The organism is Corynebacterium sp. p3-SID1056 (assembly GCF_025152525.1).
Taxonomy (GTDB): Bacteria; Actinomycetota; Actinomycetes; order Mycobacteriales; family Mycobacteriaceae; genus Corynebacterium.
This window is the reverse complement of the sequence record NZ_JALXXL010000003.1, coordinates 15,851-39,285: the sequence shown is the minus strand read 5'-3', so window position 1 is coordinate 39,285 and position 23,435 is coordinate 15,851. Positions and strand designations below refer to the sequence as shown.

The following is a 23,435-nucleotide window of genomic DNA, read 5'->3' as shown; positions in this document are numbered from 1 at the left end:
CCACGGGGAAGGTAGAGCCCTACTAACCAGGACCGTAGGGCGCCCAGTGGAGGACAGCCTCGTAGAAGCAGTACATGGCGTAGAGGACGCACGGTACGCCGAGGGTGAACATGATGAGGCCGTACAGGTGGGCGTCGAAAAGCAATGTTGATGCTGCCGTCGACTGGCCGACAACACCGAGGGGAATCCACGCTGTACCCGCGGCTGTACCCGCGGCGGCACCACGCGGGCGCGTGCGGGTCCAGTAGCAGTAGAGGAAGAGCGGGATCGCGGTGAAGAACGTGAGGAAGAAGCACAGCTCACCCGCGTAGTGATAAAACTCGCCGTGATGGGTAGCGAGCTGCTCGGCGGATGTCGCGGCGACCATCGGGGACACGAGCGCCAAGCCCCACGGGAACGCAGGCTCGGTGTAGTGCGCGGACTGCTTCCACAAACCCCAGAGTTGCCACAAGCACACGATGATGGCCAGGGGCACGCCGATCCACCAGCTGATCAGCTAGAACGCATCGTTGCCCGTGAGTGCCGTCCACGCCGAGCCGCACGCGAGCAGACCCATCGTGTACATGCCCCACGCCGCCATGTTCTGGTGCCGCGGCGGCTCATTGCGCACGCCGACCGTGAACACAACGAGAAGCCCCGCCGCGATGAGCGCAAACACGAGCTGGGCTACATGAAATCCATGTAACCCAGTCAAACTCGACGCAATCGAGGTTCCCATTAAAGCGCCGGGCCAAGCGGGACCGAACTTTGGCAACGTCATAGGACTAACGCTAGGCCTGCCACCTCACGAGTCTTGGGCCTTCATCGCGGTAACGGTCTTTCTCTTCCTAGCCGGCTTCTTTATGGTTGATACCGGTGACACTGAGGAGAGCGTGAAATCCGCTTTCACCCAGCTTGTAGGGAGATGGGCGTTAGAATTTTCCTCAACATTGTGTTTGCTCTGTGTCCTTGGAGTGATTGTGGCCTACATCGTGGGCGTTGTTGTGGCGGTGAAAGGACTCAAAGGCGAGACACAGGACAGGAGCTAGGCAAACATTCCTTCACCGACGAAACCGGCCTCACCCACGCCGGGTGGGATGAGGTAGGTGCCGGTTTTGGTGGTCTTGAGATATTCGAGAAGCATTTCGTCTCGCGACATGGATCGGTGCACTGTGGCAAACCTATCCACGGTGCGGGTGAACGCCATGAAGAACAGCCCCGCGTCGAGGCGTCCTTGTTCGTTGGAGCCATCGACGAAGTTGAACGCACGGCGCAGCATGCGGATGCCACCGTTTTGGTCGGGGTGCACATTGAACACGTGCGAGCCGTGGTCGATGACGGGACGGCCGCGCTCGTTGGTGGCCGAAAAGTCCGGCTCGTCGAACTCGTTGGTGCCGGTCAGCGGGGCACCTTTAAACTTGTTGCGGCCGGTGACGCGCTCCTGCTCCTTGAGCTGGAGGGTGTCCCACACCTCGATGTTCATGGCGATGCGTCGGGCGGTCAGGTACGTTCCGCCGGCTGCCCAGGGTTGGGAGGAGTCGGACGGGATCCATACGTGTTCGTCCAACGCTTCGGTGTCTTCGGCGCGTAGGTTCGCGGTGCCGTCCTTCTGGCCGAAGAGGTTGCGTGGGGTGCTTTCCTCACGGGTGGTCACGGCGGCTTTGCCAAACCCGATTTGGCTCCAGCGCAGCACCGCATCGGGCACGGCCAAGCGGGTGAGGTTGCGGATGGCGTGAGTGGCCACCTGTGGGTCGTTGGCGCATGCCTGGATGCAGATGTCGCCGTCGGACTGCTCACGGTTGAGAAAGTCGTTGGTCATCGGCGGCATTGCGGTGAACTCGGTTGGCAGTTTGTTAGCCAAGCCGAATTGGTCGCGGAACAGGCTGCGGCCGAACCCGATGGTGATGGTGAGGGCAGATGGGCCCAGGTCGAAGGCCTCGCCGGAATCGTCGGGCGGGAAGTCCGCGCCACCGCCGAACGCACCCTTGGCGCTGACTTCGCCGCCGAGTGTGAGCCGTCGGGCAGCGTCGGTCCAGCGCTGCAACAGGTCGATCAAGTCGTCGCGGGAGGCTTTCTCGTCCATGTCGAACGCCGCGAAGTGGAGGCTGTTTTGCATCGGACTGATGATCCCGGCTTGGTGCTCGCCGACGAAGTCGATGATCAACTCGTCGTTCGCGGCACCGTCGATGTCGCCAGATGTCCCGTGGGATTCTTCCCGTGAGCAGGCGGCAGCGGCGGCGCCGGCGGCGCTGACACCGCCAAGAGCTAGGAAGGTGCGTCGGTTGAACCCGCTCATTTTAGGATTCCGCCCCCGAATCTGCAGCAGTATCAACGTTGAGCCCCAGTACAGTGCCGGTCAGGTTGGACAGCGGCTCGCGCAGCGCATCGATGGCGCGGGTGAGTTTCGCCTGCTGGCCGGCGTCGACTTCGTCGTAGTCCACGTAGCCGGTCTCCAGGCTGCCGTATTCATCGAGGAGGGACTGGATGTCGTCGAAACGCTGCTCGATCTCGCTGACCAGCTTCGCGCCCTCTTCACCGCGCTCGGCGGCGATGCTCTTGACCATATCGAAGGCGATGCGGGAGCCTTGGATGTTGGCCTGGAAGTCGTAGAGGTCCTTGTGCGACCACCAGTTTTCTTCGCCGGTGACCTTGGTGGTGGCTACCTCTTCGAGCAGGCCCATCGCGCCGTTGGACACGGTGTCGACGGTGATGTCGTTTTCCGCAGCGAAGTCGTTGGCCTGCACGGTGTCGTTCAGCGTCTCTACGTCAGCGACGAGTGCGTCGGCGATCTCGCGGCGCTTCTCTGGCGAGGATGGCTCCCAACCTTCGCGGGCGGGTGCGCCGTCAGCATTCTTGGCATCGGCAGCTGGTGGCCACAGGTCCTTCTCCATGCGGTGGAAGCCGAGCCATTCGGTAAACGTCGGGTCGTCTTCCTTGAGTTGGTCGGCTTCGGCGATGTAGTCCACTTCGCGGTAGTCAATGCGTGCGTCGAGGACGCCGAGGGCCTCAGCGATTGGCTCGATGCGTTCGTAGTGGACGCGGGTGGTGGCGTAGAGGTCCTTGGCCTTGTCGTCGTCACCCGCGGCGTAGGCTGCGGCGAATTCTTCGACCTTTGGCAGCAGTTCTGCTACCTCGTTCTTGACAAAGTTGACGTAATTGTCGCGTGCTTCGTTGAAGCGCTTCTCGTCGGATTCGTCGTAGGTGATCGGCTCGCCGGTGACGGTGAACTCTGCTTGGCCGATATTCGGTCCGCGCAGGCCAGGCTTGCAGGCGGTGAAGTAGGAGCCCGGCTCGAGCTGGACGGTGAGGTCTGCGGTGCTGCCCGGCGTGATGTTCTCGCGCTCAGCGATGACGCGTAGGCCGTCTTCGGCCAGCAGATAGAACTCGGTGACGCGCTCGCCGGAGTTGGTGATGGAGAAGGTGTTGGTGCCGGATTCCACCGAGTTTGTGGCGACGGCGCAGGAGTCTTCTTTCGCTTGGACGTCGATGGCGTCGCCGGTGCTGTTTTCCACGCACGCAGTCAGCGGGAGGGTAAGAGCGAGTGCGGCAACGATGGCGGGGGAGCGCTTCATTGTGAGACCTTTCGTGAGTTTTCGTTGTGTGTGGAGGAAGTTTTGTTGCTTTGCTTATCGACGACACCACCCCGCCCCCGCACATGCCCCACAAAAATGGGAACAATGACAGCGAGGTATCCGGCCCAGGCGATGACTTGTAGCCAGGACATTTGCGGCATAAATCCGGTGAACGCTTGGAGCAGCGCGGCGGTGATTCCGGCGGGGTCGATGAACTCGTCGATGTTGAACGCCCAGCCGAATGGGAACGACGCCATCCAGAACGGGTACGTAGCAAACCCAGTGAGGACCTCGCCGGTACGCGGGTGCGTCGGGGCAATCGGTGCGCCGGAGAATGGCCCGGGGAGGAACTGCGCCTCCTGCAGGTCGTGGATGGCGTAAGCGAGGATGCCTGCCGCCACAATGATGAGCAGAGCACTCGACCAGGTGAAGAATGTGCCCAGGTTCAGGCGAAGAGCACCCCGGTAGATCAGCCAACCCATCACGATGGCAACCCCAATGCCGGCGAACGCGCCAATGACCGCACTTGGTGTGGTCATCCAGCCCCACAATAGGAGGGTCAGTTCAATGCCTTCGCGAGCAACGGCGACGAACGCGAGCCAGAACATGGCCTGCTTGCCTTTGGTCAGCGCAACGCCCGTTTTGTCCTCGAGCATGGTGCGCAGTTTGCCGCCCTTGTTGCTTAAGGACAGGACCATGCCAGTAATCATGGCCACCGCGATCAGCGACATGGTGCCGCCGATCGCTTCCTGGGCACGGAACGACAATCCGTAGCGGCCAAAGGTGAATAGCGCGCCGAGTGCCGTGCAGATCACTGCTGCCAAGACCACACCGACCCACACGGTGCGGGCCGCGGTGTTCAGGTGACCCTTGTCGTCGCCGGTGGTGGTGCTGCTGCGACGCTTGATGGCGGCTAATAACATGCCGACGATGAGGGATGCTTCCAAGCCCTCGCGGAGGCCGACCAGGAAAGCGGCGATGAACATATTCAGAACTTTCTCGTGTGTAACGTGGCAATCGAAGGGCGGCATCCAATCAAGGTAAGGCTACCCTTTACTAGCCAAGGCTTACCTTAATCTGCGAAGTGTGGGAAAGTAAAGAGAAATGTGTTCACACGTACAACGGGGGGAGCGTGCGGGGGTTGTGTTTGACTAGCGGCACTGCGCTGCAAACCTCCCGCTCGTGCGGTGAAACACCAACATTTGTTGCCCAAAAATGAGTGATTCCTGTGGGACAATCAGGCGTCTACAGATTCACAAGGAAGCAACGATGACCCGTTGGTTCAACGAAGTCACTAATGGCGATGACCTGATCACAGTTTCTAAACGGTGCGGAGTAGATCTCGAGCAGCTGCGTCTTGAATTTGTAGAAGACCGCGTGTCTGCCGATACCGTGATAGCAATTGCGAAAGCATATGGAAAGCGGACGACAATCGGGCTTGTTCTATGCGGGCTTATACCGAGGGACGACATCACTGCAAAGTTGACTCAAGAAGAGCTGATCTTCCTCAGCACGCTGGACGAGCTTTTAGATGAGGTCTCGCGAAGAGTCGAAAAGAAGCCAGAGCTGGCCAAGCAACTGATCCTTCAAATTTCGAGGTCTCGCGCTACTTAATCAAGGAGTTCGTCCCCGCTCAATTGCTATGACACCTAGTCCAAATGCACAAGTCGGTTCTTCCAGAAGGGGACCAGGAGATAAAAATGGTTCCACTTTTCTATACTCTCCGAAGCCGGACCCCGCCAGTTACGCCCGCTGAACACTCCAAGCCACGTAGCGCAACGCGGACACACCCCAGTGCCCGAAGAGCAGTATGAGCAGCGCGAACGACAGTGGCCGCCAACCCTCATACCAGGCGCCCAGGGACAGCGTGCCGACCGGGAAGGTGGAGCCCCACCAACCCGGGCCGTACGATGCCCAGGAAAAGACTGCGTGGTAGAAGCAGTACATCGCGAAGAGGACACACGGGGCACCGATGGTGAACATGATGATGCCGTAGCGGTGGGCGTCGAAAAGCACGGCTGAGGCTGCCGTCGACTGGCCGACCACCCCGAGGGGGATCCAGGCGGTGCCTGCTGCCGCGCCGCGGGGCCGGTAGCTGCGGCGGGCGAAGCACCAGTAGCAGTAGGCGAACAGTGGGATGGCCGTGAGGAAGGTGAGGAAGAAGCACACCTCGCCGGCGTAGTGGTAGAACTGCCCGTGGTGTACGGCGAGCTGGCCGCCGGAGGTGGCTGCGACCATGGGCGTGACCAGGGCGAGTCCCCATGGGAACGCGGGTGTGTCGTAGTGGTGCGGCAGTTTCCACAGCGCCCACAGTTGCCAGAGGCAGACCACGACGGACAGCGGTGCGCCAATCCACCAGCTGGCCAGCTGGAAAGCGTCGTAGCCGGTCAGCGCAGTCCACGCCGAGCCGCACGCGAGAAGCCCCATCGTGTACATGCCCCACGCCGCCATGTTCTGGTGCTGGGGAGGCGCATTGCGCGCGCCTGCGGTGAAGATCAGCAGCAACAATGCCGCGATCAGGGCGAACACGAGCTGGTTTACGTGCAGACCGTGGAGCCCAGACAACGTGGAGGCGATAGAAGTGCCCATCAAGGCACCGGCCCACGCGGGGCCAAACTTTGGCAACTGCATAGCCACCACGCTAGGCCTGTCACCAGCGATTTTGACAATCTCACCCCGTACGGGGTGGAACGCCCCCTAGCGCCGGCGGACAAGCTCCATCGCGCGCGCGGCGTCGAGGACGTCGAGGTAGGGCAGGGGATCGATGTCCATGTCCTCGACGTAGTCGGTGAGCATGGTGCGCACCACCTGGTGCAGCTCGTCGACGTCCCACGGCTTGGCAATGTAGTGGTCCAGGTGGGCTTCGTTGACCGCGCGCACTGTGTCGCGCAGCTGCGCCTGGCCGGTGACCAGGACTTTGCGGGTGGCGGCGGTGCGGTCGTCGTCCATCATCTGGACCAAAAACTCGACGCCGGTGGTGCCGGGCATGCGGTGGTCACACAGCGCGAGTGCGAGTACGTCGCCGTCTTCGGTGAGCTCGTCGATCACCTCCCACGCCTCCTCCACGTCGGAGGCGACCTCCACGCGGATGTGCTCGGCAAAGGGCAAAAGGTCGCGCTCGACGGCGGCGCGGACTTCCGCCTCATCTTCCAGAATCAGGATGGCAAGGTTCATGGTGTGTCTCCTTCGTCGTGTGCGTGCGGGCCGTCGATGGGCAGGCCCACAGTGGCGCAGGTGCCGTTGGTAGAAGAGGTCAGTTCGATCGTGCCGTGGTGCGCGCTGACGATGCCGCGGCAGATGCTTAAGCCGATGCCCATGCCGAAGCGGACCTCCCCGTTCTTCGTGGTAAAGCGGGGTTCGAAGAGTTTATCGATGCGCTCGGGCGGGATGCCCGGTCCGTCGTCGATGACCTCGACGCGCACCCAACCGGGCTTCGGGGCGCTGGTGCGAATCGTGATGGTGGAGCCTTTGCCGGACTCCTCGATGGCCTCGGCGGCGTTGGTGATCAGGTTCGTCCACACCTGCGCGATCTGCCCGGGAGTACAGGTCACGCGCGGCAACTCGGCGAAATCCCTCTCGATCTCCACGCCACGCAGCTTGTGGGCAATCAGCTGCAGGGTGTCTTCGATGCTCTGGTGCACATCCACGTCGGTGACCGGGTCGCCGTCGGGCCGCGCGTAGGCGCGCAGCGAGGCCACCAGCTGCGTAATGCGCGTCGAGGCAGTCGACAGGTTGCGTAGGGCAGTGCCTATCGACGCCGCGTGCTCCACCGTCTCGTAGTCCAAGCGTCGATTAGCGCGCACCTGCTTGGCAAAGTCCACGTCGTGCAAGCCCGCGAGCACCCAGCGCTGCGCGAGCGCGCGGTCGCCGATCACCTCGGTGAGCTCGCGTCGCAGCACACGGGCTTCCTTGGTACTTACCGCGTGCGAGCTACGCGCCGCCTCCAGCGCGTGCCCGGTCGCCTCCCGCCATTTGCGGTTGGGGCTCGACGCGATGAGCGACTCGACGTCCTCGGCGAGGTGGTCTGCGGTGCGCTCGATCGCCGCCATCGGGTTGTTCAGCTCGTGGGCCACGCCGGCGGCGAGTTCGCCGAGCGAGGCGAAGCGCGCCTGGCTCATCAGTTCGCGGCGCGCCGCCTCGAGGTTGTGCAGCGCCGTGGTCAGCCGCGCCCGTTCCTCTTCCAATTGCGCGGTGAGCTCGTGCTGTTCGATCTGGATGTCCTCGGCACGACGCAGGCGGCGGTCGTAGGAGCGTACAAACAAGATATTGAACAGGCGCGCGAGCTCCGGCTCCTGCTGGATTAAGTAGTCCACCTGCTCGGTGGGTAGCTGGACTGCGACCACCTCGGTGGTGGTGCGGGCGGTAAAGAAGCCCACTCGGTTGCTGGCCAAGGAGAGCAAGCCGATGACGTGGCCGGTGGAGGCGTGGTGCATGACGATATCGCCGGCGTCGGTAAAGCGCTGCAAAAGCACCTGACCGGAGAGCGCGAAGATGACCTCTTCAACGTAGTGGCCCTCCTTGGTCAGGTACACCCCCGGCGGGAAAGTCAGGCGCGGCTGGTAGCCCAGGTGCGTGTCCGCGGCTTGGATGATGCGGTTGATGATCTCCTGGTCGGTCAGCCCCACGTCCAGCTCGGTGACCTCGGGCAAGTCGAAGGTGCCGGCGATCGAGGGGTCGCGCTTGGCGCGCATGTACCAATAGCGGTTGAGCTGCTGTTGGATGTTGTGCAGCAGTGCTTCCGCTTTGATCGCCGGGGTGAACACGAGCATATCGAGTCGGCCCATGTCCGTGAGTGCATCCAGGCCCGCGATCTCGGGCGCGGTGGTCAGCACCATGACGCGGGTGTACTCGTAGCCGGGCTCCGAGATCAGCTCGAGCAGCGGGTGGTCGGCCACCAGGCCGTCCTCGTGGACGGTGACGGTGACAAGGGCGGGTGGGTCGCCGTCGAGAAGCGAGCGGAGGTGCTCCACATTATCGGCGGCGAGAATATCGTGCGTGCCGCCGAGCGCCTCGGTGACCACCTGCTGCACTGTGCGGGTGGCTTGGGATTTACCCACGATGGCGAGGGTGGAGCGCGGCAGCATCTAGAACACCAGCCCCGTCATCTGCCAGACAGACGGCAAGACGAAGATCAGCAGCAGGGTGGCACTGGTGCCGACGACAAGCCCCACGAGCGCCATCTGCGGAATGGAGATTTCCTTGGTGGCGTACGCAATCGCGTTCGGCGGCGTGGAGATCGGCAGCGCCATGCCCAGCGAGCAAGCGAGCGCCACCACCGCGGCGACAACGAGCGCGTTGATGCCGTCGAGCGAGAGCGCGAGCGAGACCGCCAGTGGGACAAGCAGGTTGGCAGCTGCGGAGTGCGAGATCACGTTCGCCATGCCGAAGCCAATCAGGCCGAGCACCGCGAGGATCGCCAGCGCGCCCATGACCTCCCAGCTGACCGAGCCGACCAGCCACTCGTCCAGGCCGCTCGCGCCCACGCCTGTGCCCAGCGCGATACCGCCGGAGACCAGCCACAGCACCGGCCAGTCGAGCGCCTGGACGTCCTTGCCCTTCATCACCTGCAGGCACAGGAGCGCCACGACAGGGATGAAGCCGACCGTGTTGGAGGAGATGCCGTGCAGCGGCTCGCTCATCCACAACAGGATGGTCAGGCCCGCCACGGCGTAGAAGAGCTTTGCGTCGGTGGTGGTGTTCCACTTCGAGCGCATTTCGATGGAGATCCGGGTCTCGGCGGGAATGAAGGCGAGGCAGAGGAATACCCAGGCAAAGGCCAACACGACAAACATGAACGGCACCGCCATGAGCATCCAGTCTGTAAAGGAGACGCGGATGCCGTGCTCAGCGAGCGCGCCGATCGCGATGGCGTTCGGGGGCGTGCCCACCGGTGTGCCGATGCCGCCGACGTTTGCTGCCAGGGGGATCGACAGTGCCACGCCGGCGCGTGCCTTGCCCGCGGGCAGCGTCTTCAGAATCGGGATCACCACCGCGAACATTGTCGCCGTGGTGGCTGTGTTCGACATGAACATGCTGAGCACAGCGGTAATCAGCATCAGCCCGAGCACGGTGAGGCGTGCTTTGTCCGGGAAGGGGCGCAGCATGATGGCCGCGAGGTTGCGGTCGAGCCCGAACTTCTCCGCCCCGTGGGCGATCATGAAGCCGCCCAGAAAGAGGATGATCACGGGGTGGGCCAGCGCGGAGAAATAGGCGGAGGCGGGGAGCAATTGGTCTGCAAGCGCCGGGTCGCCGCCCGTTGGGTCTATCAGCGCGCCCTCGGAGAGCATGAGGACCTCGAGCAAGATGACCAGCACCGCCGTCGCCGTGAGCGGGACCGGCTCAAGCACCCAAAAGACGATGGCGAGCAAAAAGATCGACAGCATCCGGTGCCCAGGGGTAGACAAGGCCGGAATCTGCACAAAGAAAGGAATGAGAAAACAGATGAGGCCCAAGCCCAAACCCACCAGCTGCTTTGTGCTCAGCTGGGGGCCTTTGTCTACGAGCGCGGGCGGGCGTTGTTTCGAACGGCGTTGTGTCTCCACCATGTGTCGAAGTCTACCCGGTTTAACCTGGTAATACTTGCCTTAGTCCGCGGCGTCGGCGCGCAGGTAGACCTGGGAGCCTTCCTCGCGGAACTTTTCCGCCATCTTTTCCTCGCCGACGGCCAGCGAGGGGATACCCAAATTCTGGATGGTCTGCTGCGTATCCGCATCTAAGGCCGCATCGATCTTGTCACCGAACTCGTCGCGGATGTCTTGGGAAATGCGCATCGAGCAGAACTTCGGGCCGGTATAGGGGAGTCGTCCAGGCGGACCGCGGTCTCAGCCCCTACCGTGGGGCACCCGTGTGAGATTGCGTCACAAAGTGTAGCGGCTTACAGTGCCGCTCCGCCATTGAGGTAGTTCACGTAACGCACCGCGTCATCCTTGGCGTAGAGGTAGCTAAAGTCTGGGTCTGAGGCATCCTCGTTGAGGTTGACGGGACTCAGTCCCACAGACTTCGGCGGAATCGGCGCATCGCGCCACGTTCCGTTCGGTGCGAAAAATCCGACAACATAACCGCGGCAATGGGTGCCGTGAGGGTAGGTATCCATCGCTTGCGTGACCCACATGATCGGCCATCCTTTCAATGACTTCACTTCACAAGAATACCGCTTTTACCTGGGGTTTGTGAGCGATTCTCCAAAGAGAGGGCCCGTTCGGGTGGTGTAGCCCATTGGTTCGACGTGCACGATGGTCTCCGCCGCGCCGAGCGCGTTGGCAACGCCTGCCTCAATCTCGTCGGCGTGCGCGTGCGCGTACGAGACGGTCCACTCGCCGGGGACTTGCATGACCAGGCTGATCAAGCGCTCGCGCCCGAAAGCCGCGGTGCGCACGGAGGTAAACGCCACCCCGTTCTCGGCGGCAAAGTCGTCGAGGAAATCGTTGAGTTTTGCCAGCTCCTCGTCCGGCAGTGCTTCCGCGAGCAGGCTCAGGATCGCGCTGCGGAGCAGCTTGTAGCCGGTGAGCAAAATGTTGGCACCGACGAGTAGCGCCACGATCGGGTCCAGGATTTCCCAACCGGTGAGCGCAACGAGTGCCATGCCTACGATGACGCCGACGGTAGTGAGCACGTCGGTAAGCAGGTGCTTGCCGTCGGCCTCCAGGGTGATGGAGCGGTAGCGCTTGCCGGCCCGCACGAGGGCGTAGCCGGCCGCCGCGTTCAGCAGGGCAGCAGCGACCGAGAAGAGCAGGCCGATGCCCAGCTGCTCCAGCGGCTGCGGGTTGAGCAGGCGGTCGATGGAGGTGTAGATGATGGCGACCGCGGCCACCAGAATGAGGGATCCCTCGACCTGCGCGGAAAAATATTCAGCCTTGGAGTGCCCGAAGTTGTGGTTCTTATCCGCTGGTTTCGCCGAGAGCTTCAGCGCCCACAGGCCAACCACCGCTGCGACGAAGTTGATTACCGTCTCGATGGCATCGGAGAGGAACCCGACCGAGCCGGTCACCCAGGCGGCCACCATCTTTAAGACGATGGTGGCGACGGAGATAGCAATGGAAAGCCACATAAAGCGTTCCAGAATCTGCTGCTCTTTGCGTAATGACGGGGGCATGTCAGTCATGCGATCCTCCCAAAATCAGGGCGCTTCGGCGCCGCGTCAAAGAAACGGTCCGAAGGTCTCGCTCACTCGGTCGACCACTGTGTAAGGCTACCGAGCCGATTGCCCGGGCGCGACGGCACCAGCATGTCGAGCAAACGATTACGGGCTACTCCCCTTCAATAGCTACTTTAGCGTAGCGGCGCACGGGGTATGGATCTCACGTAGACTGGCGGGCATTTTGCCCTCAACGATAGGAAAACCATGGCGCGCAAACGCAGCCTACAAACCGACCCGCTCATCTTCGGCGCCTCACTCGGCTTCGTCGTTGTCTTCGTGGCCGCAACCCTCGCGTTCGGCGACCGCGCCCGTGCCCTCTACGTCGATGTGTCCGGGTTCCTCATGGACCACTTCACCTGGATGTATATCGGCGGCATCTCCGCGGTGCTGATCTTCCTCATCGTCATCTTTGTCTCCCGCTTCGGCAACATGCGGCTTGGCGACGACGAGGACGAGCCCGAATACAGCTACCCAGTCTGGTTCGCCATGCTCTTCGCCGCAGGCATGGGCGCGACCCTGATGTTCTGGGGCGCGGCCGAACCACTGCACCACGCGTACAGTCCGCCGCGCGGCGACATGGAATCGATGAGCCGCGAGGCCATCGTCCAGGCCTTCGAGTACACCTTCTACCACTTCGGCATCCACATGTGGGTGATCTTCGCCCTGCCCGGACTGGCCATCGGCTACTTCGTATACAAGCGCAAGATGCCGGCGCGCATGTCGTCCATGTTCGCCCCGCTGTTGGGCCGCCGCGTCTACGAGACCCCCGGCAAGCTACTCGACGCCCTCGGTATCGTTGGCACCATCTTCGGCCTCGGCGTCTCCGTGGGCCTCGGAGTCTTACAGGTCTCTGCCGGCCTGAATATTCTGTGGGGCGTGCCGCTGATCACCCCCGTGCAGCTGGCCATCATCCTGTTCATTACCGTCGCGGCGTGTATCTCCGTGGCGACCGGCCTGGACAAGGGCGTGAAGATCCTGTCCAACCTCAACATCGCCGCAACGATCTTCTTGATGTTCTTCGTCCTGGTCACCGGCCCGACGCTCGCGCTGATCGGACAGGTCACAGAGTCCTTTGGCATCTACGCGAACTCGCTGCCCGAGCTGGTGTTCTGGGTGGATTCCTACAACGACAACCCGGGTTGGCACGCCACCTGGACCGCCTTCTACTGGGCGTGGACCATCTGCTGGTCTCCCTTTGTGGGCATGTTCTTCGCCCGCATCTCTCGTGGGCGCACCGTCCGCGAGCTCATCGGGGGCACGATCTTGCTGCCCGCCGCGTTCGACCTCATCTGGTTTTCCATCTTTGGCCGCGCCGCCATGGAGATGGAGGCAGAAAAGCCCGGCGTACTACCGCATCGGCTGGGTGATCGCCGTCGGACTGGTGACCGCCGCGCTGCTGTTTATTAATGACTCCGGCATCGCCGCGCTCCAGGAGGTGGTGATCATCATCGCCTTCCCGTTCTTCATCACCTACTTCGTCATGATGTGCTCGTTGGTCAAGGCCATGAACGACGACTCGGCCGCCGCGCGCCGCTACCGCTCCCGCCAGTGGGAGAAGACCGACACCGCAGAGAAGCTGGAAGAGGGCGAGAACAAACCCGCGCCGGGCTACGACTCGGAAGGCAACGCGGTCGACCGCCCTGAATTTGAGTACGACGCGGAAGAGGGCACCTGGCGCTTGGAAGAGTCACTCATCCTCGGTGAGGACGTGCAGGTCTCCGGCGACGGTCAGTCGAAGGCCGGATCGAAGGTCAACTGGGTGGAACAGGAAGACCCGAAGTAGGGGCTAGAGTGCCTGCGCAACCTGGTCTGCCACGAAGGCAGACCCGGCATTGGAGGGGTGCAGCGCCATGTTGTATCCGGGGGTGGTGGTGTCGATGATGCCCGCCACCCACCGGTCCGCGTCCTTGGCACACGTGCTGTGGTCGGCGGACAGCGCCCGAATATCAATGAACGTGGCACCAATGAGCCGCGCGGCCGCGCGCTGGTCGTTTTGCGCTCGCTGCTCCCACTCCGCCACGCGCGGGGCCGGCACGCCGAGCGGGGCGTTCGGCACCACGTTCAGCCCGCAGAGTTGGCCACCGCCGGTGATGGAGAGCAGACCGGGGATGATGATTGTGGCCTCTGGCGCAACGGCGCGGACCTTCGCCGCAGCATCCTGAATGTTCTGCAAGTACCGCGCGCGGATGTGCTGCGGGTCGGAACTTTCGCCGTCGATGAAAGGCCGCCACTGGTCGTTGATCCCCACGGCAAAGGTGACGGCCCGGGTGTGGCCATTGAGGGCACCGGCGCGAATCGCGTGATCCACGTGGCCCGGTAGATCCTTCGACCGATGGCCCGTGCACGACCAGTCTGCCACTGTGCTGTGCGTGCGCGCGTCGAGCTGGCTGGGCCAGTTGTTCGGCCCCTGCAAGCAGCCGGCTTGGCTGCGAGCGGACTCGTAAATCCGCGTCGAAGACGTCGACGAGCCCCACCGGTTGAAAAACTTCAGCGCGGTATCCCGGTACTGATCCGGGTTTGAGGCAAAGGAGTCGCCAAAGACGACAACATTGCCCCCGGGTTGCGCGCTTGCAGGATAGGCGGTTGCAGAGGTAACAGTAACAATCGCGGCAGCTGTCAGCGCGGCCACGCGGGTGAGTGCTCGCATGACGTTGAGGTTACCTGGGAGGTGCTGGCCTTTCGGCGACGAGTCAGGATCGCGCGAGCCGCATGCAGCGGTGAGGCACGCCCGTGTCCAGGAACTCTTCGCCCTCTGCGACCAGACCGAAGCGTGAGTAGTAGCCGACCAGACCGGACTGGGCCTCGACGATGAGGTCGCCCGGCCAGCGGGTGGTGTACTCGATCCCGGCGCGCACGATGTCTGGGCCGATGCCGGAGCCGCGGTGCGCCGGGTGTACCACGAAGCGACCAAAGCGCGAGCCGGTCTCGGTGGGGAAGACCCGGGCGCAGCCGGCGAGCGTGCCGTCGTTCGCAAACGCGAGTACGTGCTTCGTATCCGGGTCGGCGTCCTGGTCGTCGATTTCGTTGTACGGGCACTGCTGCTCGCCGACGAAGACGTCGACGCGCAGCTTGTACAGCGCGTGGACCTCGCGCGGGGTCATCTCATCCAGTGATTTCAGCACGATCACGGTGCGGTGTAATCCTTCCTTCTCTGCCGTAGGAGACGCGGCGGTGCGCCCACTCAAACGGGCCCTGCTTGCCGGCAGCCTCAAGTGCGGTCGCGATGAGCACGGTAGCGAGCCACACCCCGGCGCTGAGTGCGAGCTTGCCGCTGACGGTCCAGTCCTGTCCCACACCTAAGCTGAACGGGTAGACCAGTGCGATAAAGAAGAACGTCTGCGCCAGGTAACCAGACATGGAGCGCTTACCCAGCGCGACAAGTGGGTAGGTCCACGCGGGCGTTGCGTTGTGCAGGTGCGCGGTGGCGAGCGCCAGCGCGGCGAGGATGCCCGGGCCGGTCAGGCAGCCAATTGAGCTGTTGAGTAGGTGCAGGCTCGATTCCAGTTCAGGGTTGAGCACGCCGATGGCGGTGAGCCCCCAGGGCAGTCCGATGCCAAGGATGATCACTCCGGCGAGCACCGTCCACGTCCACAACGTGCGCGCGTGCTCCCGCGGATTGACCAATATCCCCTCCTTCGCCCACACGTAGCCTATGGCAGCCAGGGGCACGAGCTCGAGCAGGATAAACGGGGTGGACAGCAGCATTTCTGCCGCGCCGCCCAGGTTGTTGATGAAGTAGGTGCCAAAGCTTCCGACCTCTTCGTTGAGCGCGTTGCTGCCGCTCATCTTCTTCGCCACCTCGGGGATGAAGGCCGCCGAGATACCCACAAAAGAGGTCAACAGCATGTAGAGCCCCAGGCACGAATACGAGATGATGCGCAGCACCTTGGTCGAGAGTGTGAACATCACCGCCAACAGCATGCCGACGAAGCCGTACATAGTCATGATGTCGCCAAAGAACACGAGAAACATGTGGGCCAGGCCGAAAAGCGCGAGCGCACCGTAGCGCCGGACCAGGATCTTCCGCGCCTCACCAACCGGATACTGCTTCCGGTACAGGCTAGAGACGACAAGCCCGAAGCCGAAGCCCAGCAGCGTGGCAAACATCGGCAGGCCGCGTGTGTGGACGAAGAGAGCTGCGAAGACGGCCAACACGGCGTCGATAAGCGAGCCCTGCGCAACCCCACCCACGCTCCAGCCGGGGCCAGACTCCGGCTGCGAGTACTGATTGATCATCCAGAACAACGAGCCGTTGGCCAGCGCGATGCCGAGTAGCGCGGTGCCGCGGGCGAGATCGGGAACAAGCAATCGTTGCATGAGACTAGTTTTTACCAGGGGTAGCACCCATCAGCCACGGGGAAGACTTCCAACCCCAAAATCGGCCGGTGAGAGCGAAGGCGTCAGTCATGGCACCACTCTAACTACCTCTTCGGGTGTGGCGGATGAGGAAATTGGGGCAAAAACATGGCAATGTATATGGGAGTTTCTGTTGTGGCCAATGTAGGGAGCGTGTCCATGTTTCGTCGCCGTCTCGTCGCTTTCGCCGCCGCTGCGCTGGTGACCGTCACCTGCGGAGGCGCGCCGGCGCAGGCGCAAGTTGATCCGAACTACACCTTCCGCTCAGACATGGCCTCCAAGGTACTCGCCGGCAAGCCCTTCGCAGATAGGGTGCTGCACCGCGTGCCGGGCTCGCTTCACGACGCCCCGCGCATCCCCAACGAGTCCAACGAAGCACTCCAGCGCGGCAAGTCCCTGTACGGCCCCGGCACCCCCATTTACGTGGGCAAAGGTCCGAGCGAGGTGATGTGCACCGTGACGGTCGCCGGCTACGGTGAGCACGGCAACAAGTACGCGCTCACCGCCGGCCACTGCGGCAAAGAAGGGGACACGGTCACCTCCGCGGATTCCTGGCAGGCGGGCCCGTCCGGCACCATCGTGAAGGTCAACCACGAGCTGGACTACGCACTCATCGAGCTCGGCTCGAATGCCGAAGTCACCCGCTCCTACGACGGTGTGACCATCAACCACCTGGGGTCCAAGCCGCTCGCGCGCGGCCAGAACGTGTGCAAGAAGGGCGTGGCCTCCGGCACGACCTGCGGCATGACGCTTTCAGACTGGGACGCGATGAACGTCAACCACGCCTGCGCCATGCAGGGTGATTCCGGCGCGCCGCTGTACACCGGTGATCGCCTCGTTGGCCTGGTCAACGGCGGGATGTTCCCGCCGCCTTTCGACGTGCAGTGCGCCTCCCCGCTCCAGGGCCCGATCCACGCGCCGACCGGCTCGGCCCGCATGGATGCGGTCTTAAGCGATCTGAATAACGGTTTCCGCCTGCCTTAAGGGGGTTAGCGCTCCAGCGCCGTCAACACTTCGTCGTGCAGCAGGCCGTTGGTGGCGAGCGCGTCGCCACCGTGCGGGCCGTCCTCGCCAGCAAGCGAGCTGAAGCGCCCGCCTGCCTCCGTCACCAGCACCGACAAGGCCGCGAGATCCCAGAGGGAAACCTCCGGCTCCGCCGCGATGTCCACGGACCCCTCGGCCACGAAGCAGTAGCCCAAGAAGTCGCCGTAGCCGCGCAGGCGCCACGTCTGCTCAGTCAGCCCGATGAATTTCTCCTGCAGGCCGCGCTCCTTCCAGCCGCTCAGCGAGGACATGGCCAGCGAGGCGTCGGCAAGCGAGTTGACGCCCGAGACCTCGAGCTTCTTCAGCTCGCCGCCGTTGAAGCTGCGCCAGGCCCCGCCGCCTGCGGAGGCGTACCAGCGTCGTGCGAGTGCGGGCGCGGAGATGACGCCGACCACGGGTTTGCCGTCGACAAGCAGCGCGATGAGCGTGGCCCACACTGGTACGCCTCGCACGAAGTTCTTCGTCCCGTCGATCGGGTCGATGACCCACTGGCGGCCCGAAAAGGCCGGCGTTCCGCCGAATTCCTCGCCGAGTACCGCGTCCGCGGGGCGCGACTGCGCGAGCGTGGCCCGCAGTGCCTCTTCCACGGCGAGGTCCGCGTCAGAAACTGGCGTCATATCCGGCTTCGCCTCCACCTTCAGGTCGGCGGATTCGAAACGGTCGAGGGTAAGGGCGTCCGCGGCGTCGGCGAGTTCGAGCGCGAGCGCGAGGTCATCGGCGTAGTTACTCATGGCTCATCAGTCTAGACGTGATCTCCTCCACAATCTGCGCGCCTCCCGCCACGCACCATGTCACCCCGCCGGCGTCCACCTTGCGCGCGCGCCCACCGGCGGCCTCTACCAGCGCTTTGCCGGGCAGCCAGTCCCAGTCCGCCACCGAGTGCTGCAGCCACGCACCTGCCTGACCAGCAGCGATCGTGGCCAGGTCAACCGAGCCCGCGCCGCACATCCGCACCGTCGCCGCGTCCTGTACTGCGCGCAGCCACGCGCCACGCACCGCGTCATCGCGCATGAAGGTCGGGTGCAGGTACGTCAGCAGGGCTTCATTGCTTAGCGACGCCGCGCTCACCCCGCCTTGACGCTCACCGTTAATGCGCAACTCGCCTGCGTTGGCCAGCCACGTGGTGTCCAGTGCGGGGCGGTGGACGGCGCCGATACGTGCGGCCCCCGTTTCGTCGGCAAGCGCGAGCGCGGAGCAGAAGTAGTCCGAGCCGCGGGAGAAGTTGTAGGTGCCGTCGACCGGGTCGATCACCCACGTGCGGCCCGTGGACGAGGCGCGCGAGGCCCCCTCCTCGCCAAGGACCCCGTCTTCGCTGCGCAGCGCCTCGAGCACCTCGGCGACGAAGGCCTCCGCGGTGCGGTCCGCCTCGGTGACCACGTCGGAGACCGAGGTCTTGTAATCGGTGGTCAGACCCGCATCACGCATACGCAGCGCGAGCTGACCGGCGTGGGTGACCAGGGCTGCGGCGAGCGTGGCGTCGTCGGATAGGCGGTGGGCCTCGATGAATTCAGCAGTGGAGATCATGCGGCCCATTATCCACTTTTAGGCGGTCACTTTCAGGCCGACGATCCCGCCCACAATCATCAGCAGGCACAGCACCTTCGCCAGCGTGACGGGTTCTTGACCTGTGGCAAAGGAAAAGAGGACCGCGATGCCCGCGCCCACGCCGACCCAGATCGCGTAGCCGCTGCCCACCGGCAACGTGCGAAGTGCGTAGGCAAGCCCGCCCATAGAAATACAGAGGGCGAGAAAGAACACGACCGAGGGCCACAGCCGGGTAAAGCCCTGGGAACGGTCGAGCGCGACCGCCCACACCGCTTCGAAAGCGCCGGAAACAATAAGTACGAGCCAAGCCATGGTGGTCCACTGTATTCTCTGCACGCGTTCGCACCGCGAGAACCTGCTGGACTAGACTTCGCTGGTATGCAACCGGAGACTCAAACGCGCATTACGGACCTCGACTCGAAGCTCACCACCATTGAAAAGGTGATGGACCTCGAGGAGATGGCCGCGCGCATCCGGGAGCTCGAGCAGCAGGCCGCGTCCCCCTCGCTGTGGGACGACCCAGCGCACGCCCAGACCGTCACCTCGGAGCTTTCCAACGTGCAGGCGCGCCTGCGCAAGGTGACCTCCCTGCGGGAGCGTATTGATGACCTGCCGGTGATGGTCGAGCTTGCGGAAGAGGAGGGCGCGCCCGACATGGCCGCCGAAGAGCTGGCGGACGTGGAGGCGAAGGTCGAATCGCTCGAGGTGCAGACCATGCTCTCGGGCGAGTACGACGCGCGCGAGGCCGTGGTGAACATCCGCTCCGGCGCCGGCGGCGTGGACGCCGCGGACTGGGCCGAGATGCTCATGCGCATGTACACCCGCTGGGCGGAAAAGCATGGGCACAAGGTTGATGTGTACGACATCTCCTACGCGGAAGAAGCCGGCATTAAGTCCGCGACCTTCGTCGTCCACGGGGACTACATGTACGGCCAGCTTTCGGTGGAGCAGGGTGCGCACCGGCTGGTGCGCATCAGTCCCTTTGATAACCAGGGCCGCCGCCAGACCTCCTTTGCGGAGGTCGAAGTGCTGCCGGTTGTCGAGCGCACCGACCACATCGACATCCCGGACTCCGACATCCGAGTCGACGTCTACCGTTCCTCCGGACCTGGTGGGCAGAGCGTGAACACCACGGATTCGGCGGTCCGTATTACCCACGTGCCCACGGGCATCGTGGTGACCTGCCAGAACGAGAAGTCGCAGATTCAGAACAAGGCCTCGGCGCTCAACGTGCTGCAGTCCAAACTGTTGGAAAAGAAGCGGCAGGAAGAAAAGGCCGAGCTCGATGCGCTCGGCGCGGGCGGCAACGCCTCCTGGGGTAACCAGATGCGCTCCTACGTGTTGCACCCGTACCAGATGGTGAAGGACCTGCGCACGAACTACGAGGTCGGCGACCCGCAGAAGGTGCTCGACGGCGACCTCGACGGCTTCCTCGAAGCCGGCATTCGCTGGCGCAAAGCAGAAGCGCAGGGCGAGAACTAACGTCTCGTCCCTGCGCTATCTGGCGCTTGCAAGTTTATGCGTGGCGCAAGTCAATACCCTTCGTCTCCGGCAGGATGTACATGCTGATCAGGGTCAGGATGGCCATCGCAACAACGTAGGTGCCGGAGGCCCAGGACATGTCGTGGGCGACGAACCACTGGAAGATGTAGGGCGCGGTACCGCCGAAGACCGCCACCGAGATCGAGTACGCCAGGCCGATGGCGCGGGTGCGCTGATCGGTGGGGAAGACCTCGGACATGATCGGGGAGAGCAGCGCGCCGCCTGCGGCAACAACGATGATGGCCAGGGTGGAGGCGACCAACAGGGTCCACGGGCGGTCGTCGATAAGGCCCATGAGCGGCAGCTGCACGATCGCCAGCAGGACCGCGAAGATGTACATCACCGGCTTGCGGCCGATCTTGTCGGACAGGCTGCCCCACAGCGGCAGGGCGATCAGGCCGATGATCTGTGCGACCACGGTGACCCAGTAGGCGCCCTGGGTGGACATGCCCTGCTGGGAGATCGCGTAGGTAGATACGTAGGACGTCCAGGTGTAGTGGGAGGCGGTCACGCCGGAGACCATGCCGATGACCAGCAGGATGTTGGCCACCACGGAGCGCTTGTTCACGCTTTGGTCCACGGCCTCGTGGGCGCGACGGTCGTCGTCCTCGTTCGCCACTGCCTCATCCAGCTCGGTGAAGTGGTCAGACTCTTTCATGTGGCGGCGCATGTACAGGGCGAAGACGGCAGCGAGCGCGCTCAGCCAGAAGGGGATGCGCCAGCCCCACGCGGCGATCTGGTCGTCGGAAAGCACGAGCGAGATGCACCCGCCGATGACGTAGGCGATGACCGAGCCGCCGAAGATCGAGACGTAGACCAGCGACCCCCACTTGCCGCGCTTGGACGGCGGAGCAATCTCGGGGATGTAGCTGTTGGCTGCAGCGGACTCGCCGCCGTGGGCGAAGCCCTGCACGACGCGGATGATGAGCAGGCCGATGGAGGCCCAGATGCCCACGGTGTCGTAGGAGGGCAGCAAGCCGATCGCGACGGAGGCGACGGCCATCATGATGATGGTGGTCATCAGGACCGACTTGCGGCCCTTGCGGTCGGCGATGTGGCCGAAGATGATGCCGCCGAGCGGGCGGACGAGGAAGCCGACGGCGAAGACGCCGAAGGTGGCGAGCAGCGCAGAGGTTTGATCTGCCTTGTGGAACATCGCGGCGGCGATGAACGGTGCGAACACGGCATAGGAGCTCCACTCGAACCATTCCAGGATCTGGCCGATGAGGCTGGCGCCGAGGGACTTTCTGTCCGCTGGGTACTCGTGATGATGCTCCGCTGTTGCGGGTTTGGTCGTCGTAGCAGTCACGGGGCCTTCCTTATATGAGTTGGGATGTGTTGAACCGAAACTATAATCTGCATCACGTTTTTCGGTATGTGATTGGCGGATCCTCGATGTCGGTTTTGTGCGGCGCATAACAGGGACGGGGTTTTCCCAGCTCAGCGGGTGTGTGATGCGAAGGTGTGGTGATGGCATGTGTGCGTATAGCGAACTTGCGTGCATAATGCGTACCCATTTTGGGGGAAGTGACTCAGGGGTCGACTACGGGAAATAGTGGCGTTTTTAAGGTGCGACGTAAAATTTGTCGCACGTCACACGAAGGGGTGCTTACAATGTCCGCATCGGAGACACGCGCACTTGAGCGGGTCAAAGTTCAACAGCTGTCCCGAATCTGGTGCTTTTAAGGAGGAAAATATGGTTGCTCTCAAACCGGAGGAACTGAGCACAGAAAGTCTCGCCGAGATTCTCGCTGCGGGCGGACGCCCGGCCAACAGCGAGCGCGAAATTAAGATCATCGACACCACGCTGCGCGATGCTCACCAGTCCATCTGGGCGACACGCATGCGTACCGAGCACATGATGGAGCTGCTTGACGACGTCACCAACGCCGGCTTCGAGCACGTCGACCTCGTCGCTCCGATTCAGTTCGATGTGCCGGTGCGTTACCTCAGGGAGGACCCCTGGGAGCGTGTTCGCAAGGTGCACGAGAATGCAGCGCCGGGCACGAAGTTCCGCGCGATGGTGCGTTCCCGCAACCTCGCGTCCTTCGACTTCCTGCCGGACGACGTTATTCACGCATGGGTCGAGCGCCTCTACGCCAACGGTTTCCGCGTCATCGGTGCCTTCGACGGTCTGAACGACATCGACAACATCGCCGACACGCTGATCCTGGCCAAGGAGCTGGGTGCCGAGACCTACGGCTGCCTGTCTTACTGCCTGAGCCCGGTGCACACCGACGAGCTCTACATTGAAAAGGCGCAGGAGCTGGTCGAGCGTACCGACGTCGACCGCATCATGCTCAAGGACGCGGGTGGCCTGCTCACGCCGGACCGCATGAAGACGCTGATTCCGGCGATCCGCAGCGCAATCGGCGACAGCCGCCCGCTCGAGGTGCACACGCACTCCCTGACCGGTCTTTCCCCGCTGACCTACATCTACGCCGCAGAGCTGGGCGTGGACTCCATCCACACCTCCATCGCCCCGCTCGCAAACGGCCAGGGCCAGCCGGCAACGCAGGCGCTCGCACGCGACCTGCGCGCACTGGGCTACCAGGTCAACATTGATGACGAGCGCGTGGACAATGTGAGCAAGAAGCTGCAGGAGATCGCCGACCGCGAGGACAAGCCCGTCGGCAAGCCGCGCGCCTACGACGGTGTGCACTACATGCACCAGCTGCCGGGCGGCATGCTCACCAACTTCGAGTCGCAGCTCGAGACCGCAGGCTTGTCGGACCGTTTCGAGGACCTGCTCTACGAGACCGCACGTGTGCGCGAGGAGCTCGCATTCCCCATCATGATCACCCCGTTTGCCCAGTTCGTGGGCACCCAGGCCGTGATGAACGTGATCTCAGGCGAGCGCTACTCGGTTGTGCCGAACGAGATTAAGAAGTACGCGCTTGGCCACTACGGCGAGCCGCTGGCACCGATTGACCCGGATGCGCTGGAGAAGATCAAGAAGAACGGTTCCTCCGAGATCAAGGAGGGGCGTCCCACGCTCGAGCCCGCACTGCCTGGTCTGAAGGAGCAGTACCCGGACGACGACATCGACACGATCCTGTTGCGCGCGAACATCCCGGGCAACAATGTCGACGAGATGAAGCGCTTCGTCGCCGAAGGCCGCGCCGGCCAGGGCGAAGGTATCGCGGGCGGCGAGCTGACCAAGCTGGTCCAGAAGATCTACGAAACCACCACGACGGGCGAGTTCCACCTCAAGTCCGACGACCTCGAAATCAACCTCACCAAAAAAGGAGACAAGTAAC

General features: G+C 63.2%; 22 protein-coding genes and 2 pseudogenes. 5 read left to right on the top strand and 19 right to left on the bottom strand.

Features of this window, described 5'->3' with window-relative positions:
- Window positions 1–22 precede the first annotated feature (22 nt).
- The 5 genes from M3G14_RS03665 to M3G14_RS03645 all read right to left on the bottom strand — a co-directional run bounded on the left by M3G14_RS03665 (window position 23) and on the right by M3G14_RS03645 (window position 4,582).
- Window positions 23–481, bottom strand: coding sequence for a hypothetical protein (locus M3G14_RS03665; RefSeq protein ID WP_311201349.1), 459 nt, complete (start codon window positions 479–481; stop codon window positions 23–25).
- Between the two features lie 15 nt (window positions 482–496).
- Window positions 497–658, bottom strand: coding sequence for a hypothetical protein (locus M3G14_RS03660; RefSeq protein WP_259924737.1), 162 nt, complete (start codon window positions 656–658; stop codon window positions 497–499).
- A gap of 366 nt (window positions 659–1,024) precedes the next feature.
- Entirely contained in the window at window positions 1,025–2,275 is a 1,251-nt protein-coding gene (efeB, locus tag M3G14_RS03655) for an iron uptake transporter deferrochelatase/peroxidase subunit (protein WP_259924735.1), read from the bottom strand.
- 1 nt (window position 2,276) lies between these two features.
- Complete coding sequence (efeO, locus tag M3G14_RS03650; protein ID WP_259924732.1) at window positions 2,277–3,551, bottom strand: iron uptake system protein EfeO; 1,275 nt, start codon at window positions 3,549–3,551, stop codon at window positions 2,277–2,279.
- Complete coding sequence (locus M3G14_RS03645) at window positions 3,548–4,582, bottom strand: FTR1 family protein (protein WP_259924730.1); 1,035 nt, start codon at window positions 4,580–4,582, stop codon at window positions 3,548–3,550. Before M3G14_RS03645 ends, efeO begins: the two co-directional genes overlap by 4 nt.
- 238 nt (window positions 4,583–4,820) lie before the next feature.
- On the opposite strand from M3G14_RS03645, the gene M3G14_RS03640 reads away from it, so the two are divergent.
- Complete coding sequence (locus M3G14_RS03640; RefSeq protein ID WP_259924728.1) at window positions 4,821–5,165, top strand: hypothetical protein; 345 nt, start codon at window positions 4,821–4,823, stop codon at window positions 5,163–5,165.
- A 129-nt stretch (window positions 5,166–5,294) separates the two neighbouring features.
- On the opposite strand, the gene M3G14_RS03635 is transcribed toward M3G14_RS03640, so the two are convergent.
- The 7 genes and pseudogenes from M3G14_RS03635 to M3G14_RS03605 form a co-directional block, all read right to left on the bottom strand.
- Entirely contained in the window at window positions 5,295–6,182 is an 888-nt protein-coding gene (locus M3G14_RS03635; protein WP_259924726.1) for a hypothetical protein, read from the bottom strand.
- A 66-nt stretch (window positions 6,183–6,248) separates the two neighbouring features.
- Window positions 6,249–6,725, bottom strand: a complete 477-nt coding sequence (locus M3G14_RS03630; protein WP_259924725.1) for a response regulator — start codon at window positions 6,723–6,725, stop codon at window positions 6,249–6,251.
- Entirely contained in the window at window positions 6,722–8,635 is a 1,914-nt protein-coding gene (locus tag M3G14_RS03625) for a sensor histidine kinase (RefSeq protein ID WP_259924724.1), read from the bottom strand. Before M3G14_RS03625 ends, M3G14_RS03630 begins: the two co-directional genes overlap by 4 nt.
- Window positions 8,636–10,096 carry a DASS family sodium-coupled anion symporter gene (locus tag M3G14_RS03620; protein ID WP_259924723.1) on the bottom strand — a complete coding sequence of 487 codons (1,461 nt, stop codon included), beginning with the start codon at window positions 10,094–10,096 and terminating at the stop codon, window positions 8,636–8,638.
- A gap of 39 nt (window positions 10,097–10,135) precedes the next feature.
- Window positions 10,136–10,339 (bottom strand): annotated as a pseudogene (locus M3G14_RS03615) (phosphomethylpyrimidine synthase ThiC); the annotation flags it as partial.
- A gap of 86 nt (window positions 10,340–10,425) precedes the next feature.
- On the bottom strand, window positions 10,426–10,662 hold the full coding sequence (locus M3G14_RS03610; RefSeq protein ID WP_259924721.1) for a hypothetical protein: 237 nt from the start codon (window positions 10,660–10,662) through the stop codon (window positions 10,426–10,428).
- Window positions 10,663–10,707: 45 nt separating this feature from the next.
- Window positions 10,708–11,652 (bottom strand): cation diffusion facilitator family transporter, encoded by a 945-nt coding sequence (locus M3G14_RS03605; RefSeq protein WP_259924720.1) that lies wholly within the window; start codon window positions 11,650–11,652, stop codon window positions 10,708–10,710.
- Window positions 11,653–11,892: 240 nt separating this feature from the next.
- On the opposite strand from M3G14_RS03605, the pseudogene M3G14_RS03600 reads away from it, so the two are divergent.
- Window positions 11,893–13,471, top strand: a pseudogene (locus tag M3G14_RS03600) (BCCT family transporter).
- A 3-nt stretch (window positions 13,472–13,474) separates the two neighbouring features.
- Here the strand turns inward: M3G14_RS03600 and M3G14_RS03595 are convergent.
- Genes M3G14_RS03595 through M3G14_RS03585 form a run of 3 tightly spaced genes read right to left on the bottom strand, consistent with a single transcriptional unit; the run spans window position 13,475 to window position 16,005 of the window.
- Window positions 13,475–14,335, bottom strand: coding sequence for a GDSL-type esterase/lipase family protein (locus M3G14_RS03595; protein ID WP_259924719.1), 861 nt, complete (start codon window positions 14,333–14,335; stop codon window positions 13,475–13,477).
- A 43-nt stretch (window positions 14,336–14,378) separates the two neighbouring features.
- On the bottom strand, window positions 14,379–14,816 hold the full coding sequence (locus M3G14_RS03590) for a GNAT family N-acetyltransferase (protein WP_259924718.1): 438 nt from the start codon (window positions 14,814–14,816) through the stop codon (window positions 14,379–14,381).
- On the bottom strand, window positions 14,791–16,005 hold the full coding sequence (locus M3G14_RS03585; RefSeq protein WP_259924717.1) for a DUF418 domain-containing protein: 1,215 nt from the start codon (window positions 16,003–16,005) through the stop codon (window positions 14,791–14,793). The genes M3G14_RS03590 and M3G14_RS03585 overlap by 26 nt, the downstream gene beginning before the upstream one ends.
- Before the next feature lie 198 nt (window positions 16,006–16,203).
- Between M3G14_RS03585 and M3G14_RS03580 the strand changes: the two genes are divergently transcribed.
- Entirely contained in the window at window positions 16,204–17,028 is an 825-nt protein-coding gene (locus M3G14_RS03580) for a S1 family peptidase (RefSeq protein ID WP_259924716.1), read from the top strand.
- 5 nt (window positions 17,029–17,033) lie between these two features.
- Here M3G14_RS03580 and hisN read toward each other — a convergent pair whose 3' ends face one another.
- The 3 genes from hisN to M3G14_RS03565 are packed head-to-tail and all read right to left on the bottom strand — an operon-like array spanning window position 17,034 to window position 18,945.
- Window positions 17,034–17,819 carry a histidinol-phosphatase gene (hisN, locus tag M3G14_RS03575; protein WP_259924712.1) on the bottom strand — a complete coding sequence of 262 codons (786 nt, stop codon included), beginning with the start codon at window positions 17,817–17,819 and terminating at the stop codon, window positions 17,034–17,036.
- Window positions 17,812–18,612 (bottom strand): inositol monophosphatase family protein, encoded by an 801-nt coding sequence (locus M3G14_RS03570; RefSeq protein ID WP_259924710.1) that lies wholly within the window; start codon window positions 18,610–18,612, stop codon window positions 17,812–17,814. The genes hisN and M3G14_RS03570 overlap by 8 nt, the downstream gene beginning before the upstream one ends.
- Window positions 18,613–18,630: 18 nt before the next feature.
- Entirely contained in the window at window positions 18,631–18,945 is a 315-nt protein-coding gene (locus M3G14_RS03565) for a multidrug efflux SMR transporter (RefSeq protein ID WP_259924709.1), read from the bottom strand.
- 66 nt (window positions 18,946–19,011) lie between these two features.
- On the opposite strand from M3G14_RS03565, the gene prfB reads away from it, so the two are divergent.
- Complete coding sequence (gene prfB, locus M3G14_RS03560; protein ID WP_259924708.1) at window positions 19,012–20,115, top strand: peptide chain release factor 2; 1,104 nt, start codon at window positions 19,012–19,014, stop codon at window positions 20,113–20,115.
- Between the two features lie 34 nt (window positions 20,116–20,149).
- Here prfB and M3G14_RS03555 read toward each other — a convergent pair whose 3' ends face one another.
- The gene (locus M3G14_RS03555; protein ID WP_259924707.1) at window positions 20,150–21,484 is read right to left on the bottom strand and encodes an MFS transporter; all 1,335 of its coding nucleotides are present in this window, start codon (window positions 21,482–21,484) and stop codon (window positions 20,150–20,152) included.
- A 387-nt stretch (window positions 21,485–21,871) separates the two neighbouring features.
- Here M3G14_RS03555 and M3G14_RS03550 point away from each other — a divergent pair, with 387 nt between their 5' ends.
- The gene (locus tag M3G14_RS03550; protein WP_259924706.1) at window positions 21,872–23,434 is read left to right on the top strand and encodes a pyruvate carboxylase; all 1,563 of its coding nucleotides are present in this window, start codon (window positions 21,872–21,874) and stop codon (window positions 23,432–23,434) included.
- Window position 23,435 lies beyond the last annotated feature (1 nt).